The organism is Klebsiella sp. DY2415, from assembly GCF_026314315.1.
Lineage (GTDB): Bacteria > Pseudomonadota > Gammaproteobacteria > Enterobacterales > Enterobacteriaceae > Klebsiella > Klebsiella ornithinolytica.
This window is the reverse complement of the sequence record NZ_CP111115.1, coordinates 712742-729103: the sequence shown is the minus strand read 5'-3', so window position 1 is coordinate 729103 and position 16362 is coordinate 712742. Positions and strand designations below refer to the sequence as shown.

The following is a 16362-nucleotide window of genomic DNA, read 5'->3' as shown; positions in this document are numbered from 1 at the left end:
CCTGCCGCAACGCGGTTTACTGCGCGTACTCATGACAGCCACAGGAGCGGCCAATGCGCATTTTACTGGTGGAAGACGACAAGCTCATCGGCGATGGCATTAAAGTCGGGCTGACAAAAATGGGCTTCAGCATCGACTGGTTTACCCGCGGCGAAGAGGGCAAAACCGCGCTCTATACGGCGCCCTATGACGCGGCGATCCTCGACCTGACGCTGCCCGGCATCGACGGGCTGGATATCCTGCGCGAATGGCGTAATCAGGGCCGCCACGAGCCGGTACTGATCCTCACGGCCCGCGATGCGCTCAGCCAGCGGGTTGAAGGGCTGCGCCTCGGCGCCGATGACTATCTGTGTAAACCTTTCGCGCTGATTGAAGTTGCCGCCCGTCTGGAGGCCCTGATTCGTCGCACCCACGGCCAGAGCAGCAGCGAGCTGCGCCATGGCCACGTTGCGCTCGATCCCATTGGTCTGACCGTGACGGTGAACGGCGACAACCTGGCGCTGAAGCCAAAAGAGTTCGCCTTGCTGGAGCTGCTGATGCGCAATGTCGGACGTGTGCTGCCGCGCAAGCTCATTGAAGAGAAACTCTATACCTGGGATGACGATGTCTCCAGCAATGCGGTCGAGGTGCACGTTCATCACCTGCGCCGCAAGCTCGGCAGTGAATTTATTCGTACCGTTCACGGTATCGGCTATACCCTCGGTGATGCATGAAACGACTTAGCCTGCGCGTCCGCCTGACGCTCCTGTTTTTCCTGCTGACCAGCGCGGCCTGGGGCATCGCCTGCTTTTTTGCCTGGCAACAAACCACGGAAAAACTGGATAAGCTCTTTGATACCCAACAGCTGCTGTTTGCCCGCCGACTGAGCGCCATGAATTTCGACGAGCTGCATACGCTCACGGTGCCGGTGCGGACAAAAAAGAAGATCAAGCACGGCCACCTCGATGACGACGCGCTGGCGTTCGTGATTTTCACGGCCGACGGCAAGCGCCTGCTTCACGACGGCGAGAATGGTCAGGACATCCCGTGGCAGAATCGTCGGGAAGGCTTCAGCGATGGCTATCTGAATAACGATGATGATGAATGGCGCTTCCTGCAGCTAACCACCGGCGATGGCCGCTACCGTATTGTCGTGGGTCAGGAGTGGGACTACCGGCGGGAAATGGCGCTGGATATCGTCACCTCCCAGCTGACTCCCTGGCTGGTGGCGCTGCCGCTGATGTTCCTGCTGCTGATTGTGCTATTGAGCCGGGAGCTGGCGCCGTTAAAACAGCTGGCCAGAACGCTGCGTCTGCGCGCGCCGGACTCGGCGGAATCGCTTAACGTCGACAAGGTGCCCAGTGAAGTCCGGCCGCTGGTCGATGCCCTGAATCAGCTGTTTGCTCGTACGCATGACACCATGATACGCGAGCGCCGGTTTACCTCCGATGCCGCACACGAGCTGCGCAGCCCGCTTGCAGCCCTGAAAGTGCAGACTGAAGTCGCTCAGCTATCAATGGACGACCCGCAGGGGCGGGAGAAAGCGCTGGCGCAGCTGCATGAAGGAATTGACCGCGCAACCCGGCTGGTAGACCAGCTTTTAACGTTGTCGCGCCTCGATTCTCTGGCGCAGCTTGATGATGTGCATACGATAGCCATCGATGAGCTGCTGCAATCGTCGGTCATGGAGATGTACCACTCTGCGCAGCAGGCGGGCATTGAGCTTCGCCTGCACCTGAACGCAACTCAGGTCATGCAGCCGGGCCAGCCGCTGCTGCTGAGTCTGCTGGTGCGCAATCTGCTGGATAACGCCGTACGTTACAGCCCGCGCGGCAGCCAGGTCGATATCACTCTTGATGCCCGTGAGTTTTCCGTTCGCGATAATGGCCCGGGCGTCAGCCCCGAGGCGCTGGCGCGTATCGGCGAGCGCTTCTATCGCCCTCCCGGCCAGGATGAGCCCGGTAGCGGGCTGGGATTATCTATCGTCCGCCGCATTGCCGCGCTGCACCGGATGACGGTAGACTTCAGCAACGCGCCCGAAGGCGGTTTCGCGGCGCGCGTGCGCTGGTAGCAATTATTGCAATTAACGCAAAAGACTTTGCACATTTTGCTCATTTTACCGCCCCGCCTCGCGGGGTAAAATCAGTGACAAACTCGAAACCTGAAGGGTAAAAAATGAGCAACATCCTGATTATCAACGGCGCGAAGAAATTCGCCCATTCAAACGGCCAGTTGAATGACACCCTGACCGAGGTCGCGGATGGTTATCTGCGCGACGCCGGGCATGATGTTAAAATCGTTCGTGCGGAAAGCGATTACGACGTCCGGCAAGAAGTACAGAATTTCCTCTGGGCCGACGTGGTTATCTGGCAAATGCCGGGCTGGTGGATGGGCGCGCCGTGGACCGTGAAGAAATATATTGATGACGTCTTCACCGAAGGGCATGGCTCGCTGTATGCCAGCGACGGACGCACCCGCTCCGACGCCAGCAAGAAATATGGTTCCGGCGGCTTGATTCAGGGCAAGCAATACATGCTCTCCCTGACCTGGAACGCACCGATGGATGCCTTCACCGATAAGGATCAGTTCTTCCACGGCGTGGGCGTTGACGGTGTTTATCTGCCGTTCCATAAAGCCAACCAGTTCCTCGGCATGACCCCTCTGCCGACCTTTATCGCCAACGACGTCATTAAAATGCCGGATGTTCCGCGTGACATAGCAGAATATCGCAAGCATCTGGCGCAGATTTTTGGTTAACTAAAGGTCTACATACAGAAGGAGTTGAGTTAATCATGTTGACAGTGATCGCAGAAATTCGTACACGCCCGGGCCAACATCATCGCCAGGCGGTACTTGATCAGTTTGCAAAACTTGTTCCGGTGGTTTTACAGGAAGAGGGCTGCCACGGCTATGCGCCGCTGGTGGACCACGCTGCCGGCGTGAGTTTCCAGAGCACCTCTCCGGATTCGATCGTCATGGTTGAACAGTGGGAAAGCGTTGCCCATCTTGAAGCGCATCTGCAAACTCCGCATATGAAAGCATACGCTGAAGCGGTGAAAGGCGACGTGCTGGAGACCAGTATCCGTATCCTGCAGTCCGGCATTTAAGCCTGCGCACCCTGCGCACAAAGAAAAAACCAGAAGTGAGTCAGAACTGGCGGAGCGCCAGTTCTGCTTAAACAGCAGGTCAGGCTTCCAGATCCGCCATATCCCCTTTCTCCTGCAGCCAGTTACGACGGTCTTCCGAACGTTTCTTGGCTAACAGCATATCCATCATCGCGGTAGTCTGCTGCTCATCCTCATCACTGATAATCAGCTGAACCAGGCGGCGGGTATTCGGGTCAAGCGTGGTTTCACGCAGCTGCATCGGGTTCATCTCACCCAGCCCTTTAAAGCGCTGTACGTTCGGTTTGCCCTTCTTACGTTTGAGCTGCTCCAGCACGCCGGCTTTCTCTTCTTCCGTCAGCGCGTAGTAAACCTCTTTGCCGAGATCGATACGGTACAAAGGCGGCAGCGCAACGTGGACGTGCCCGTGCTTCACCAGCGTGCGGAAGTGCTTCACAAACAGCGCACACAGCAGCGTGGCAATGTGCAGGCCATCGGAGTCCGCATCCGCGAGAATACAAATCTTGCCGTAGCGGAGCTGACTTAAGTCGTCGCTGTCCGGATCGATACCGATCGCCACCGAAATGTCGTGCACCTCTTGCGAGGCCAGCACTTCATCAGATGAGACTTCCCAGGTATTAAGGATTTTACCCTTCAGCGGCATGATCGCCTGATATTCCCGGTCGCGCGCCTGCTTGGCAGAACCGCCTGCCGAGTCCCCTTCCACCAGAAACAGCTCGGTACGGTTCAGATCCTGGGCGGTACAGTCCGCCAGCTTGCCCGGCAGCGCGGGGCCGCTGGTCAGCTTTTTACGAACCACCTTTTTGGCAGCGCGCATCCGGCGCTGAGCGCTGGAGATGGCCATCTCGGCAAGCAGCTCCGCGGCCTGAACGTTCTGGTTCAACCACAGGCTGAAGGCATCTTTCACCACCCCGGAGACAAACGCCGCGCACTGACGCGAAGAGAGGCGCTCTTTGGTCTGACCGGCAAACTGCGGATCCTGCATTTTCACCGACAGCACGTAGGCACAGCGATCCCAGATATCTTCCGCAGACAGCTTCACGCCGCGCGGCAGGATATTGCGATATTCACAGAACTCGCGCATCGCTTCGAGCAGCCCCTGGCGCAGGCCGTTAACATGGGTACCGCCCTGCATGGTCGGGATCAGGTTAACGTAGCTTTCGGTCAGCAGCTCCCCGCCTTCCGGTAGCCACAGCAGCGCCCAGTCGACCGCTTCGGTTTCGCCGGAGAAGTTGCCGACGAACGGTTTTTCCGGCAGCAGCGGCAGGCCGTTCACCGCTTCGCACAGGTAATCAGTCAGGCCGTCCTGGTAACACCAGCGCTGTTCGCTGTTGTTTACCTGGTCACGGAAGACAATCTCGACCCCGGGGCAAAGCACGGCTTTAGCTTTGAGTACATGCGTCAGACGCGAGACGGAAAAACGCGGACTGTCAAAGAAGCTCTCATCCGGCCAGAAATGCACGCTGGTTCCGGTATTGCGTTTACCGCAGGTACCGGTGACATGAAGATCTTCAACTTTATCGCCGTTCTCGAAGGCGATACTGTAGATCTGGCCATCGCGGCGGACGTTCACTTCCACACGCTTCGACAGGGCGTTGACCACCGAAATACCCACCCCGTGCAGGCCACCCGAGAACTGGTAGTTCTTGCTGGAGAATTTGCCGCCCGCATGCAGCCGGCACAGGATCAGCTCAACCGCCGGAACCCCTTCTTCCGGGTGGATATCAACCGGCATCCCGCGTCCATCGTCGATCACTTCCAGCGATTGATCGGCATGAAGAATGACCTCCACGCGTTTTGCATGGCCAGCCAGTGCTTCATCCACACTGTTATCAATAACTTCCTGGCCGAGATGGTTAGGACGTGTTGTGTCAGTGTACATCCCCGGACGGCGGCGAACCGGCTCTAGCCCGGTGAGTACCTCAATGGCATCAGCGTTATATGAAGATTGCGTCATGGTGTGTATTCGTAGGTCATCCAGGGCCGCTTAACGCAGACCCAGAAAATCGATAATCTGAGTGAAATGATCTTCAAAGCCGACAAATGCGTGATTGCCGCCCTCCTCTACCGTCTGCCGGCATGAGGCGTAGTAAGCAACGGCCTGGCGGTAATCAAGCACTTCATCGCCCGTTTGCTGCAGCAGCCAGATTAAATCAGGCGCTTCCAGCGGGTCGATTTGCATGACTTTGAGATCGTAAATATGGCGTGACTCTAGCACATATTGCTGCCCCGTGTACGGATTCTCATTGGGGCCAAGGAAATTGTTCAGCAGTTCAAACGGGCGTACCGCCGGGTTAACCACCACCGTCGGCAGCATAAAACACTGCGATAGCCAGGTGGCATAGTAGCCTCCCAGCGAAGACCCCACCACCCCCAGCGGTTCCCCGCCGCGTTCCAGCACAATGGCTTCCAGCATCTCCGCCGCTTCTGCCGGGTAGGCGGGTAGCTCAGGCACCACCATCGTAATCTCGGGAAAGGTCTGCGTCAGCCAGTCCTTCAACGCCGTCGCTTTTGCCGACCGCGGTGAACTGTTAAAACCATGCAGATAAAGGAGCGTAGCCATCAGTATCCTTCTGAAGCAATATCCGGGTGAAACTTCACGCCGTTAAGGCGGCAAACTTCCGTGGTCAAGGTACCGTCGGCGTGCAGTTCCAGCCAGCGCCAGCCGGGAGAAATGGTATCCAGGGTAAAATTGGCGCAATGCGGCTTAAACTGTACGCAGGTCGAGGGAGTGGCCATCATCCGCCGCCCGTTCCAGTTGAGGTCCAGTTCCTGGTGAATATGGCCGCAGAGTAAATGTTTTACGCGCGGGAAAGCGGCCAGCGCACGATCCAGAGCCCCGGCGTTCCGCAGGCTGTGTTGATCCAACCAGCTACAACCCGAAGGGAGCGGATGATGATGCAACAGCAGCAGCGTATAACGCTCAGGCTCTTCCGCCAGCTTCTGCTCCAGCCACTCAAGCTGAAAGTCGCTCAGCTCGCCGTGGGGAACGCCAAACACCTGGCTGTCCAACAGCAATATTTGCCAACGATCGCCCAGCAAGACCCTTTTGGCCGGGGAAATACCTGATTCCTGCAGCGTGCTGTACATCGCCGGCTGGAAGTCATGATTGCCCGGCAACCAGACGCAGGGCGCGGCAAAACTCGCGATACCTTCAGCAAAGTGCTGATAGGCCGCGGCTGAATGGTCCTGCGCCAGATCGCCTGTTGCTACTATAAGATCGCATGGACGCTGTGAGGCATGGATGGCATCCAGCACGGCCTGGTAGCTTTCCCAGGTATTGATACCTAACAGCGTTTCATGTTTTTCAGCAAACAGGTGAGTATCAGTAATTTGTAATATCCTGACTCTGGTCTCACCAGCCAGAGGCAGATTCAACAGGCTTTCCAAATGGTGTCCTTAGGTTTCACGACGCTAACAAACCGGAATCGCCATCGCTCCATGTGCTAAACAGTATCTCAGCCAGTCCGCCAGGAACTGATTAATTTGATGCTTTTCGTCGCGTTGATGCAACTTTTTATTAGGATAATCATACTTTGCTTTGAAGCGAAAGATCTGCTGAGTCGAACACACTTCAGCGACCATCGCGTCATGATACAGACGTACCGTCATTGACGGTAAACTCCAGTAACTTACCGCCGGAACCGTCTGCTCAATTGACACTAATGTAGTGTAGCGGGTCGACTCGACGATAGTTAATCGATATTGCGCATTGCCCACCTGATAGCCCGCGACATCGCCGGCTGCATCGGTTCGAGGCAACAAGCGGCGCAACTGAGCAAAATTGGTTTCACACAGGCGCATCATTTCCGGGAAGTCAGGTGTATAACGCTTCATTTTGTCCACTCATTACGTAAATTGTGATAATGCAATTGCAGCCATTGCAAGGCGATGACAGAGGCCGCGTTGTCGATTTTCCCCTCTTCAACCCACTGATAAGCCTGCTCCCGGCTTACCACATGCACCCGGATGTCTTCATTTTCATCCGCCAGACCGTGAATCCCTTTTGCCGTTGTGGCATCGACTTCACCGACCAGAATCGACAGTCTTTCGCTGGTGCCGCCTGGGCTGGCCAGGTAGCTCAAGACCGGTTTTGTCCGCCCGACGACCAGCCCGGCTTCTTCTACCGCTTCGCGGCGGGCAACGTCCTCGGGGGTCTCACCGTCTTCAATCATACCGGCGACCATTTCAAGCAGCCACGGGCTCTCGCTGGTATCATACGCGGCGATGCGGATTTGCTCGACCAGCACCACTTCATCACGTACCGGGTCAAAGGGTAGCAAGACTGCGGCATGCCCGCGCTCAAAAATTTCGCGCGTCACCTCGCCGCTCATTCCACCGTTAAACAGGCGATGGCGAAAACGGTATAAATCCAGCGAAAAAAAACCACGATAAAGCGTTTCGCGTGCAATAATTTCTACATCGTTTTTAGAGAAGGTGATTCCTTGCTGATTGGGCTTGCTCATTGTCTCTGTCCTGCGCATCCGAAAGTAAGGATTTATAAGCCGTTTGGCTATCGTTTTACAGCCTGTATGTTAGATTGGTGCAAATTACCGCCGGATGGCACGTAACGCCAACTTTTTACCGCGGCAGACTCGATACAATCAGCAAATATATTTAGAATTTGGGCAGCGCTTTATGCTTCACAACAAGGAATGCAAATGAAGAAACTTTTCCCCATCCTCATCGGTCTGGGCCTGACTGGCTTCAGCGCCATGAGCCAGGCAGAAAACCTGATGCAGGTTTATCAGCAGGCGCGCGTCAGCAACCCTGACCTGCGTAAATCAGCAGCCGATCGTGATGCTGCATTCGAGAAGATCAATGAAGCACGTAGCCCGTTACTGCCTCAGCTTGGTCTGGGCGCAGATTATACTTACACCAATGGCTATCGCGACAGCAACGGCGTGAACTCGAACGTCACCAGCGGCTCGCTGCAGTTAACGCAGACCCTGTTTGATATGTCGAAGTGGCGCGCCCTGACGCTGCAGGAAAAAGCGGCCGGTATTCAGGATGTCACCTATCAGACTGACCAGCAAACGCTGATTCTGAACACCGCGACGGCTTACTTTAACGTCCTCAGCGCGATTGATACGCTTTCCTATACCGAAGCGCAGAAGCAGGCAATTTACCGCCAGTTGGATCAGACCACACAGCGCTTTAACGTAGGCCTGGTGGCGATCACCGACGTGCAGAACGCCCGTTCACAGTACGATTCAGTACTGGCAAACGAAGTGACCGCACGCAATAACCTCGACAACGCGGTAGAAGCGCTGCGCCAGGTAACCGGCAACTACTATCCGGAGCTGGCATCGCTGAACGTTGACGGCTTTAAAACCAACAAACCGCAGACGGTAAATGCGCTGCTGAAGGAAGCGGAAAACCGCAACCTGTCGCTGCTGCAGGCGCGTCTGAACCAGGACCTCGCCCGCGAACAGATTCGCCAGGCGCAGGACGGCCATCTGCCGACCCTGGATTTAACCGCCTCGACCGGGATCTCAAACACCACCTACAACGGTTCAAAAACCAACGATCCAACGCGCTATGGCGACACTGATGCCGGGCAGAACAAAATTGGCCTGAGCTTCTCGCTGCCGCTGTATCAGGGCGGGATGGTGAACTCGCAGGTGAAACAGGCGCAGTACAACTTCGTTGGCGCCAGCGAACAGCTGGAAAGCTCACATCGCAGCGTAGTTCAGACCGTTCGTTCTTCCTTTAATAACATCAACGCCTCTATCAGCAGCATCAACGCCTACAAACAGGCGGTGGTCTCTGCGCAGAGCTCCCTTGATGCGATGGAAGCCGGCTATTCCGTGGGGACGCGTACCATCGTCGACGTCCTGGATGCCACCACCACTCTGTACAACGCGAAGCAGCAGCTCTCCAGCGCACGTTATAACTACCTGATTAACCAGCTGAACATTAAATCTGCGCTCGGTACTCTGAACGAGCAGGATCTGCTGGCGCTGAACAACACGCTGGGCAAACCGGTCTCGACATCACCAGATAGCGTCGCACCGGAAACCCCGCAGCAGGATGCTAACGCTGATGGCTACAGCAGCAATGCAGCCCCGGCGGCAACACCGGCTTCGACCCGCACCACGAAAACCAGCGGCGCGAATCCTTTCCGCCAGTAATCGTCGTTGCGTCATGGCGCTTCGCTTAACGAATTCCGCTAAGCGAAGCGCTAAACGTAAGGCAACGTAAAGATCCCCTCCTTTCCCTCCCTCTTCGCTTCATTTTCCACCACTCATCCTCTATCCTGAGCGTTAACAAACCGCAATACCACTGGGTCCTGGAAGACAAATATGAAACGGACAAAAAATATCAATCATGCCTCGTTCCGTAAAAGCTGGAGCGCGCGCCATCTGACGCCGGTCGCCCTTGCCGTTACGGCCGTATTTATGCTTGCCGGTTGTGAAAAAACCGACGAGACGGTTTCTCTGTACCAAAACGCCGATGACTGCTCTGCAGCCAACCCGGGCAAAAGCGCAGAATGCACCACCGCTTTCAACAACGCGCAGAAGGAAGCGGTGCGTACCGCGCCGAAATACGCCACGCGCGAAGATTGCGTCGCTGAATTCGGCGAAGGCCAGTGCCAGCAAACGCCGGCTCAGGCAGGCGTCGCGCCAGAAAACCAGGCGCAGGCACAAAGCAGCGGCAGCTTCTGGATGCCGTTGATGGCAGGCTACATGATGGGCCGTATGATGGGTGGCGGCATGGGCGCACAGCAGCCGCTGTTCAGCTCGAAAAACCCGGCCAGCCCAGCCTATGGTCAGTACACCGATGCCGGCGGTAAGAGCTACGGCGCCGCACAGCCGGGCCGGACGATGAATGTACCGAAAACGGCGATGGCACCAAAACCCGCCACCACCAGCACCGTCACTCGCGGCGGGTTTGGTGAGTCGGTCGCGAAGCAATCTGCTATGCAGCGCAGCGCTGCAGGCACCAGTTCGACTAAACGCTCAATGGGCGGCTAAATCACATGGAAAGAATCAGCATCACGGAACGCCCGGACTGGCGTGAGAAGGCGACCGAATACGGCTTCAACTTTCATACCATGTATGGCGAGCCGTACTGGAGCGAAGAGGCCTATTACAAACTGACGCTGGCCCAGGTTGAAAAGCTTGAAGAGGTCACCGCCGGGCTACACCAGATGTGCCTGCAGGCAGTGGAAAAAGTCGTCGCCAGCGATGAGCTGATGGCGAAGTTCCGCATTCCGAAACATACCTGGGGCTTCGTGCGCCAGTCGTGGAAAACCAACCAGCCGTCGCTCTACTCGCGTCTCGATCTGGCATGGGACGGCGTGGGCGAACCGAAGCTGCTGGAGAACAACGCCGATACCCCAACCTCGCTGTATGAAGCCGCCTTCTTCCAGTGGATTTGGCTGGAAGATCAGATCAACGCCGGCCAGCTGCCAGCAGGCAGCGACCAGTTCAACAGCCTGCAGGAAAAGCTGATCGAGCGTTTTTCCGAGCTGCGCGAACAGTTTGGCTTCCAGCTGCTGCATATGGCCTGCTGCCGCGATACCGAAGAAGATCGCGGTACCGTGCAGTATCTGCAGGACTGTGCCGCAGAAGCGGGTGTGGCGACCGAGTTTCTGTATATCGAAGATATCGGCCTGGGTGAAAAAGGTCAGTTTACCGACCTGCAGGATCAGGTGATTGGCAACCTGTTCAAGCTCTACCCGTGGGAGTATATGCTGCGCGAGATGTTCTCTACCAAACTGGAAGACGCGGGCGTACGCTGGCTCGAACCGGCGTGGAAGAGCATCATCTCGAACAAAGCTCTGCTTCCGCTGCTGTGGGAGATGTTTCCGAACCACCCTAATCTGCTGGCGGCTTACTTCAGCGAAGATGCGCATCCGGAGATGGAGAAGTACGTCATTAAGCCGATCTTCTCCCGTGAAGGGGCCAACGTGTCGATCGTGGAAAACGGCAAAGTACTGGAAGCGGTAGAGGGTCCATACGGAGAAGAAGGCACTATCGTGCAGGAGTTCTATCCGCTGCCGAAGTTTGGTGACAGCTACACGCTGATCGGCAGCTGGCTCATCAACGATATGCCCGCCGGGATTGGCGTACGCGAGGATCGGGCGCTGATCACCCAGGATCTGTCGCGTTTCTACCCGCACATTTTCGTCGAATAAGATCTGCCCCGGCCGCGCTAACGCCTGCCGGGGTTTTTCCGCTACCTTCTACGCCCCAATCAGCACCGACAGCATGCTCAGCGATCCCATCTCCATCCCTTCCACCGGAATCGTTATCGGCTCTTCGCCGTCCCAGGTACCCAGAACGTAGAGCAGCGGCAGGAAGTGATCCGCCGTCGGATTAGAAAGCGATCCGCCCTCATGCGCCAGATAGTTCACCAGCGGATGCTCTGCAACCGGTCCCTTCCAGCTCAGGTTGGTCTTGACGTAGTCATTAAATGATTCCGCCCACGGGTAAGGCGTGCTCTCGCCATGCCAGCGTGCCGTTCTCAGGTTATGCACCACGTTACCGCTCGCCACCAGCATGATACCTTCATCGCGTAGCGCCGCCAGCTTACGTCCCATTTCCATATGCCAGGCTGCCGGTTTGGTGCTGTCGATGCTCAGCTGCACCATCGGGATATCCGCATCGGGGTACATTTTTATCAGCACGCCCCATGAGCCATGATCGAAGCCCCAGGCTTCTTTATCCAGGGTCACGGGCACCGGCGCCAGCAGCTCAACCAGACGCTGCGCCAGTTCAGGAGAACCGGGAGCCGGGTAATGCGTATCGTACAGCGCCTGCGGGAAGCCGCCAAAATCGTGGATCGTCTTCGGCGTTTCCATAGCCGTGACGCCGGTACCGCGAGTAAACCAGTGCGCAGAAACTACAACGATAGCTTTTGGCCGCGGCAATGTTTCGCCCAGCTGCCGCCAGGCGCGGGTATAGACGTTATCTTCCAGCACGTTCATCGGGCTGCCGTGGCCTAAAAACAACGCTGGCATTCGGGTACGGGACATGGTGATATCCTTAAACAGAGGAATTGTGATGCCTCAACATTACGCTTTTTTGCATCAGGATAAACTCAGATAAGCATGATGATGATCGTCAGAAAATTTGAATGTAATTCGCTGTAAAGGGTCGCATCGCCCTCTCGTCGCGAGCTGATAATCTGGATATCATTAATGATAATCATTATCAAAGGAAATGAATAATGTCGTCACCCTTAATATTGACGCTGCTGGCGGGTAGCGCCACATTCATCGGGGCTATTTTTGGCGTCCTGGGTCAGAAGCCATCCAACCGGCTGCTGGGATTTTCCCTGGGCTTTGCCGCGGGTATCATGCTGCTTATCTCGCTGATGGAGATGCTGCCCGCCGCGCTGAACGCGGAGGGCATGTCGCCGCTGCTCGGTTACGGCATGTTTGTCATCGGCCTGCTGGGCTACTTTGCGCTTGACCGCATGCTGCCCCACGCGCATCCGCAGGATCTAATGTCGCCGGGTATGCCGCGTCCGCGTAACCTCCGCCGAACCGCCATGTTGTTGACTCTGGGCATCAGCCTGCACAACTTTCCGGAAGGGATCGCCACCTTTGTAACGGCCAGTAATAACCTCGAGCTGGGCATGGGCGTCGCGCTGGCGGTCGCTTTACACAATATTCCCGAGGGGCTGGCGGTGGCCGGGCCGGTTTATGCCGCCACCGGTTCACGGTATAAGGCGGTACTCTGGGCAGGGCTTTCCGGTATGGCGGAAATTCTCGGCGGCCTGCTGGCCTGGCTGATCCTCGGAAACCTGGTGTCACCGGTCATGATGGGCGCCATTATGGCCGCCGTCGCCGGGATCATGGTGGCGCTGTCGGTCGATGAGCTGATGCCACTGGCAAAAGAGATCGATCCGCAGAGCAACCCAAGCTATGGCGTACTGTGCGGCATGTCGGTGATGGGATTAAGTCTGGTTGCGCTGCAGGCAATGGGCATTGGCTGATGGCAAAAACAACAAAGCCCACGCTGAGGTGGGCTTTGTCATGAGGCGGGGCCAGAATCAGCTGGCTTTGCGCTCATGTGCGCGGCGATAGGCCACCAGATCTTCAATGGTGACCACGGCCATATTCTGCTTCTGTGCGAACGCAATGCACTCTGGCGCCCGCGCCATAGTGCCATCGTCGTTCGTCAGTTCACACAGCACGCCAGCCGGCTTAAAGCCCGCCAGCGTCACCAGATCGATGGTCGCTTCAGTATGACCACCGCGGGTCAACACGCCGCCCGGCTGCGCACGCAGCGGGAAGACATGGCCTGGACGGTTGAGATCGGAAGGTTTAGCGCCGTCGGCAATGGCCGCGCGCACGGTGGTCACGCGGTCAGCGGCGGAAACGCCGGTGGTGACGCCTGCTGCAGCTTCGATGGTCACGGTAAAACCGGTGCCGTATGCGCTGGTGTTGTTTTCCACCATCATCGGCAGGTCAAGCTGCTTACGGCGTTCATCGGTCAGGCACAGGCAGACAATGCCGCTGCCGTGGCGAATGGTCAGCGCCATCTGCTCAACGGTCATGGTTTCAGCGGCGAAAATCATGTCGCCTTCGTTTTCACGGTCTTCATCATCAAGCACCATCACACCGCGGCCTTCGCGCAGTGCATTTAAAGCGTGTTCCACACGTTCAAAAGCGGTACCAAAAGAGGAAAGGAGCGTCTGATTCATGGTAAATAAACCTCATTAAAATTATGGTTACCAGAATCAGGGCAGTCTTAGGAGCGCCGGTTTAGCGGCAAAAGTCAACGCAAGCGGATCGAAACCCGACTGAGCCGTTACTCTCTCCCATCCGGACTTTAACCGTCGGCCCCGGAATTACACCGGATCTGCTGACCTTTCTGCTGTTGCAGAAAGCGCTCGCGGGCTTTCAACGCCATGGTTGATTTACCGCCGGTGGGGAATTTCGCCCCGCCCTGAGAATAAGCGAGATCACTATAACGCTATTGATTATCATCGGCAATGCATAAGCTTCAAACATTTCTGGTTTATAGGCAGCGTCGATCGCACTACAATGAGCGATAAATCGACCAGAGCAGGAAACCACCATGATTGACCCGAAAAAAATTGAACAAATCGCCCGCCAGGTCCATGAATCGATGCCGAAAGGCCTTCGCGATCTTGGGGAAGATGTCGAGAAAAAGATCCGTCAGGTACTCCAGTCACAGCTGACCCGCCTGGATTTGGTCAGTCGCGAAGAGTTTGATGTGCAGACGCAGGTGCTGCTGCGCACCCGCGAAAAACTGGCGCTGCTGGAGCAGCGAATCAGCGATCTGGAAAGCCGCGCGGCCGCCCCGACCGTCGAAGAGAAGCAGTAAAAAATAACGGGCCCTCAGGCCCGTTGTTGTTTCAGTGTTCTAGCTCTGGTTCCGACGCTGCCTCTTCACTCACCTGACGGCAGTAGAGCTCATACCGTTGGCAAAACCATTCACGATGATCTTCATCCATATTGCCGACTATAGCCTGGAGATCAACGGAGTGTCCTTGTGCATGCATTCTGGCGAAACTCAGGGCCAGAAAATCAAAGTTCTTCATTGAATACAGTTCGTGATGATTCATCCGCATACTCCTTCAGCCGTGTGTGTTCTGATTGGTCATATGCTTTCTACTGACTTCAGTATTTATACTTACGCTAACGCTTTCTGTACGAAAAATGCGCTCGAATCGTCTGTTTATTGCGCTGAATCATCTCTGTCATCAATAAATAAAAAAAAGCCGGCGATCTGACGATCGTCGGCTATTTTTGTCGGACGTTATCCGGGTTTCTTCGGCCTCGCGATACGCAACCCGCTCCCCCAGGACGCCCGCCCGGCGCGACAAATTACTTACCGCTGTCTTTCTGGATCTTCTTAATGATGTTGGTCGTAGAGCAACCATCTTCAAAGTTCAGCACCAGAACGTCGCCGCCGTTCGCCCAGACTTCCTCGCTACCCGCGATATCTTCCGGCTTATAGTCGCCGCCTTTGACCAGCAGGTCCGGCAGAATGCCGGCAATCAGGCGCTGCGGCGTATCCTCTTCAAATGAGACGACCCAGTCGACGGCTTCCAGCGCGCCGAGCACGATCATACGCTGCTCCAGCGGGTTAACCGGACGAGACTCGCCTTTCAGACGTTTGGTCGACGCATCGCTGTTGACCGCAACGATCAGGCGATCGCCGAGCTTGCGCGCATTAGCCAGATAAGAGACGTGGCCCGCGTGCAGAATGTCAAACACGCCGTTGGTCATCACCACTTTCTCGCCGCGCTTACGCGCCGCCGCAACGGCCTGTTTCAGTTCATCTTCGTTCATCACGCCGAACCCGGTCTCCGCGCGCCCGCGCACGGCGTTTTCCAGTTCGATAGGTGAAACGGTGGATGTCCCCAGCTTGCCGACCACGACGCCGGCCGCCGCGTTGGCAAAGTAGCACGCCTCTTCCAGAGTGTTGCCGGAGGCCAGCGTCGCCGCCAGCACGCCAATGACCGTATCGCCGGCACCGGTGACGTCATACACTTCTTGCGCCTGAGTCGGCATATGCAGCGGCGGACGGCCCGGCTGCAACAGCGTCATCCCCTGCTCGGAACGAGTCACCAGCAGCGCAGAGAGTTCGAAATCCGCAATAATTTTCAGGCCGCGTTCGACAATATCCGCTTCGTCTTTGCACTTGCCCGCTACGGCTTCAAATTCGGAGAGGTTCGGCGTCAGCAGCGTGGCGCCGCGATAGCGTTCAAAATCGGTGCCTTTCGGATCGATCAGCACCGGTACGCCGGCATCGCGCGCCAGCTTAATCATGGTCTGCACGCTGGCCAGCGCGCCTTTTGCATAATCGGACAATACCAGCGCCCCGATGGTACCCAGCGCCTGCTGAATGCGGTCGTGCATGGGCTGCGGATCGACGCCGGAGAATCCCTCTTCGAAATCCAGGCGGATCAGCTGCTGGTTGCGCGACAGCACGCGCAGCTTGGTGATAGTCGGGTGAGTCGGCACGGAGACAAAATCGCACTTCACGTTGACATCCGCCAGCGCCTTACTGAGCGCACGCGCTGCGTCATCAATCCCGGTCAGGCCAACCAGGCGAGAGGTCGCACCGAGAGAGGCGATGTTCATCGCCACGTTTGCCGCACCGCCGGGACGCTCTTCGATATTTTCCACCTTGACCACCGGTACCGGGGCTTCGGGGGAAATACGGCTGGTGGGACCATACCAGTAGCGGTCCAGCATGACATCGCCAACCACCAACACTCCTGCACGTTCAAACTCCGGCAGCGTTACTTTCATGACTCTCTCCTGCGA

At 56.7% G+C, this 16362-nt stretch carries 18 protein-coding genes and 1 riboswitch; of the genes, 9 read left to right on the top strand and 9 right to left on the bottom strand.

From position 1 onward, the window contains the following. Positions 1 to 53 precede the first annotated feature (53 nt). From qseB to OQV00_RS03480, 4 genes are all read left to right on the top strand, one after another. Complete coding sequence (gene qseB / locus OQV00_RS03495; protein WP_004867751.1) at positions 54 to 713, top strand: quorum sensing response regulator transcription factor QseB; 660 nt, start codon at positions 54 to 56, stop codon at positions 711 to 713. Continuing rightward, a complete protein-coding gene (gene qseC / locus OQV00_RS03490; RefSeq protein WP_048023352.1) occupies positions 710 to 2050 on the top strand; it encodes a quorum sensing histidine kinase QseC in 1341 nt (446 codons plus the stop codon). Before qseB ends, qseC begins: the two co-directional genes overlap by 4 nt. A 104-nt stretch (positions 2051 to 2154) precedes the next feature. After that, the gene (locus tag OQV00_RS03485) at positions 2155 to 2736 is read left to right on the top strand and encodes an NAD(P)H-dependent oxidoreductase (protein ID WP_004867755.1); all 582 of its coding nucleotides are present in this window, start codon (positions 2155 to 2157) and stop codon (positions 2734 to 2736) included. Positions 2737 to 2771: 35 nt separating this feature from the next. Next, complete coding sequence (locus OQV00_RS03480) at positions 2772 to 3086, top strand: putative quinol monooxygenase (RefSeq protein WP_004867760.1); 315 nt, start codon at positions 2772 to 2774, stop codon at positions 3084 to 3086. Positions 3087 to 3165: 79 nt separating this feature from the next. Here the strand turns inward: OQV00_RS03480 and parE are convergent, their stop codons facing one another. Genes parE through nudF form a run of 5 tightly spaced genes read right to left on the bottom strand, consistent with a single transcriptional unit; the run spans position 3166 to position 7570 of the window. Further along, the gene (gene parE / locus OQV00_RS03475) at positions 3166 to 5061 is read right to left on the bottom strand and encodes a DNA topoisomerase IV subunit B (RefSeq protein WP_004867763.1); all 1896 of its coding nucleotides are present in this window, start codon (positions 5059 to 5061) and stop codon (positions 3166 to 3168) included. Positions 5062 to 5091: 30 nt separating this feature from the next. Continuing rightward, complete coding sequence (gene yqiA, locus OQV00_RS03470; protein ID WP_004867764.1) at positions 5092 to 5667, bottom strand: esterase YqiA; 576 nt, start codon at positions 5665 to 5667, stop codon at positions 5092 to 5094. Further along, positions 5667 to 6494 (bottom strand): 3',5'-cyclic-AMP phosphodiesterase, encoded by an 828-nt coding sequence (gene cpdA, locus OQV00_RS03465; protein ID WP_004867768.1) that lies wholly within the window; start codon positions 6492 to 6494, stop codon positions 5667 to 5669. Before cpdA ends, yqiA begins: the two co-directional genes overlap by 1 nt. Before the next feature lie 24 nt (positions 6495 to 6518). Beyond that, a complete protein-coding gene (locus tag OQV00_RS03460; protein WP_004867771.1) occupies positions 6519 to 6941 on the bottom strand; it encodes a DUF1249 family protein in 423 nt (140 codons plus the stop codon). Then, positions 6938 to 7570 (bottom strand): ADP-ribose diphosphatase, encoded by a 633-nt coding sequence (gene nudF, locus OQV00_RS03455; RefSeq protein ID WP_004867773.1) that lies wholly within the window; start codon positions 7568 to 7570, stop codon positions 6938 to 6940. The genes OQV00_RS03460 and nudF overlap by 4 nt, the downstream gene beginning before the upstream one ends. Before the next feature lie 195 nt (positions 7571 to 7765). Between nudF and tolC the strand changes: the two genes are divergently transcribed. From tolC to OQV00_RS03440, 3 genes are all read left to right on the top strand, one after another. Beyond that, positions 7766 to 9238, top strand: a complete 1473-nt coding sequence (gene tolC / locus OQV00_RS03450; RefSeq protein ID WP_004867776.1) for an outer membrane channel protein TolC — start codon at positions 7766 to 7768, stop codon at positions 9236 to 9238. Between the two features lie 171 nt (positions 9239 to 9409). Continuing rightward, positions 9410 to 10081, top strand: coding sequence for a DUF1190 family protein (locus OQV00_RS03445; RefSeq protein WP_004867777.1), 672 nt, complete (start codon positions 9410 to 9412; stop codon positions 10079 to 10081). 5 nt (positions 10082 to 10086) lie between these two features. Next, positions 10087 to 11247: a glutathionylspermidine synthase family protein gene (locus OQV00_RS03440; protein ID WP_004867780.1), complete on the top strand. Its 1161-nt coding sequence runs from the start codon at positions 10087 to 10089 to the stop codon at positions 11245 to 11247. A gap of 48 nt (positions 11248 to 11295) precedes the next feature. On the opposite strand, the gene ygiD is transcribed toward OQV00_RS03440, so the two are convergent. Then, positions 11296 to 12087, bottom strand: coding sequence for a 4,5-DOPA-extradiol-dioxygenase (gene ygiD, locus OQV00_RS03435; RefSeq protein ID WP_004867783.1), 792 nt, complete (start codon positions 12085 to 12087; stop codon positions 11296 to 11298). Between the two features lie 194 nt (positions 12088 to 12281). Between ygiD and zupT the strand changes: the two genes are divergently transcribed. Beyond that, complete coding sequence (gene zupT, locus OQV00_RS03430; protein WP_004867785.1) at positions 12282 to 13052, top strand: zinc transporter ZupT; 771 nt, start codon at positions 12282 to 12284, stop codon at positions 13050 to 13052. Between the two features lie 57 nt (positions 13053 to 13109). On the opposite strand, the gene ribB is transcribed toward zupT, so the two are convergent. Beyond that, positions 13110 to 13763: a 3,4-dihydroxy-2-butanone-4-phosphate synthase gene (ribB, locus tag OQV00_RS03425; protein ID WP_004867787.1), complete on the bottom strand. Its 654-nt coding sequence runs from the start codon at positions 13761 to 13763 to the stop codon at positions 13110 to 13112. A 105-nt stretch (positions 13764 to 13868) separates the two neighbouring features. Beyond that, a riboswitch (FMN riboswitch) is annotated at positions 13869 to 14020 on the bottom strand. Between the two features lie 120 nt (positions 14021 to 14140). On the opposite strand from ribB, the gene ubiK reads away from it, so the two are divergent. Next, positions 14141 to 14410, top strand: coding sequence for a ubiquinone biosynthesis accessory factor UbiK (gene ubiK / locus OQV00_RS03420; RefSeq protein ID WP_004867791.1), 270 nt, complete (start codon positions 14141 to 14143; stop codon positions 14408 to 14410). Positions 14411 to 14441: 31 nt separating this feature from the next. On the opposite strand, the gene glgS is transcribed toward ubiK, so the two are convergent. Together glgS and hldE are read right to left on the bottom strand one after the other, a co-directional pair. Further along, positions 14442 to 14651: a cell surface composition regulator GlgS gene (gene glgS / locus OQV00_RS03415; RefSeq protein ID WP_004867793.1), complete on the bottom strand. Its 210-nt coding sequence runs from the start codon at positions 14649 to 14651 to the stop codon at positions 14442 to 14444. Positions 14652 to 14913: 262 nt separating this feature from the next. Beyond that, positions 14914 to 16347 (bottom strand): bifunctional D-glycero-beta-D-manno-heptose-7-phosphate kinase/D-glycero-beta-D-manno-heptose 1-phosphate adenylyltransferase HldE, encoded by a 1434-nt coding sequence (gene hldE / locus OQV00_RS03410; protein ID WP_015585701.1) that lies wholly within the window; start codon positions 16345 to 16347, stop codon positions 14914 to 14916. Between the last annotated feature and the right edge of the window lie 15 nt (positions 16348 to 16362).

Excerpts from the sequence above, each read along its gene's own strand:
- parE (WP_004867763.1), bottom strand. The coding sequence starts at position 5,061 with ATGACGCAATCTTCATATAACGCTGATGCCATTGAGGTACTCACCGGG.
- ubiK (WP_004867791.1), top strand. The coding sequence starts at position 14,141 with ATGATTGACCCGAAAAAAATTGAACAAATCGCCCGCCAGGTCCATGAA.
- OQV00_RS03485 (WP_004867755.1), top strand. The coding sequence starts at position 2,155 with ATGAGCAACATCCTGATTATCAACGGCGCGAAGAAATTCGCCCATTCA.
- hldE (WP_015585701.1), bottom strand. The coding sequence starts at position 16,347 with ATGAAAGTAACGCTGCCGGAGTTTGAACGTGCAGGAGTGTTGGTGGTT.
- OQV00_RS03440 (WP_004867780.1), top strand. The coding sequence starts at position 10,087 with ATGGAAAGAATCAGCATCACGGAACGCCCGGACTGGCGTGAGAAGGCG.
- OQV00_RS03445 (WP_004867777.1), top strand. The coding sequence starts at position 9,410 with ATGAAACGGACAAAAAATATCAATCATGCCTCGTTCCGTAAAAGCTGG.
- qseB (WP_004867751.1), top strand. The coding sequence starts at position 54 with ATGCGCATTTTACTGGTGGAAGACGACAAGCTCATCGGCGATGGCATT.
- nudF (WP_004867773.1), bottom strand. The coding sequence starts at position 7,570 with ATGAGCAAGCCCAATCAGCAAGGAATCACCTTCTCTAAAAACGATGTA.
- glgS (WP_004867793.1), bottom strand. The coding sequence starts at position 14,651 with ATGAATCATCACGAACTGTATTCAATGAAGAACTTTGATTTTCTGGCC.
- OQV00_RS03460 (WP_004867771.1), bottom strand. The coding sequence starts at position 6,941 with ATGAAGCGTTATACACCTGACTTCCCGGAAATGATGCGCCTGTGTGAA.
- qseC (WP_048023352.1), top strand. The coding sequence starts at position 710 with ATGAAACGACTTAGCCTGCGCGTCCGCCTGACGCTCCTGTTTTTCCTG.
- OQV00_RS03480 (WP_004867760.1), top strand. The coding sequence starts at position 2,772 with ATGTTGACAGTGATCGCAGAAATTCGTACACGCCCGGGCCAACATCAT.
- zupT (WP_004867785.1), top strand. The coding sequence starts at position 12,282 with ATGTCGTCACCCTTAATATTGACGCTGCTGGCGGGTAGCGCCACATTC.
- yqiA (WP_004867764.1), bottom strand. The coding sequence starts at position 5,667 with ATGGCTACGCTCCTTTATCTGCATGGTTTTAACAGTTCACCGCGGTCG.
- ribB (WP_004867787.1), bottom strand. The coding sequence starts at position 13,763 with ATGAATCAGACGCTCCTTTCCTCTTTTGGTACCGCTTTTGAACGTGTG.
- tolC (WP_004867776.1), top strand. The coding sequence starts at position 7,766 with ATGAAGAAACTTTTCCCCATCCTCATCGGTCTGGGCCTGACTGGCTTC.
- ygiD (WP_004867783.1), bottom strand. The coding sequence starts at position 12,087 with ATGTCCCGTACCCGAATGCCAGCGTTGTTTTTAGGCCACGGCAGCCCG.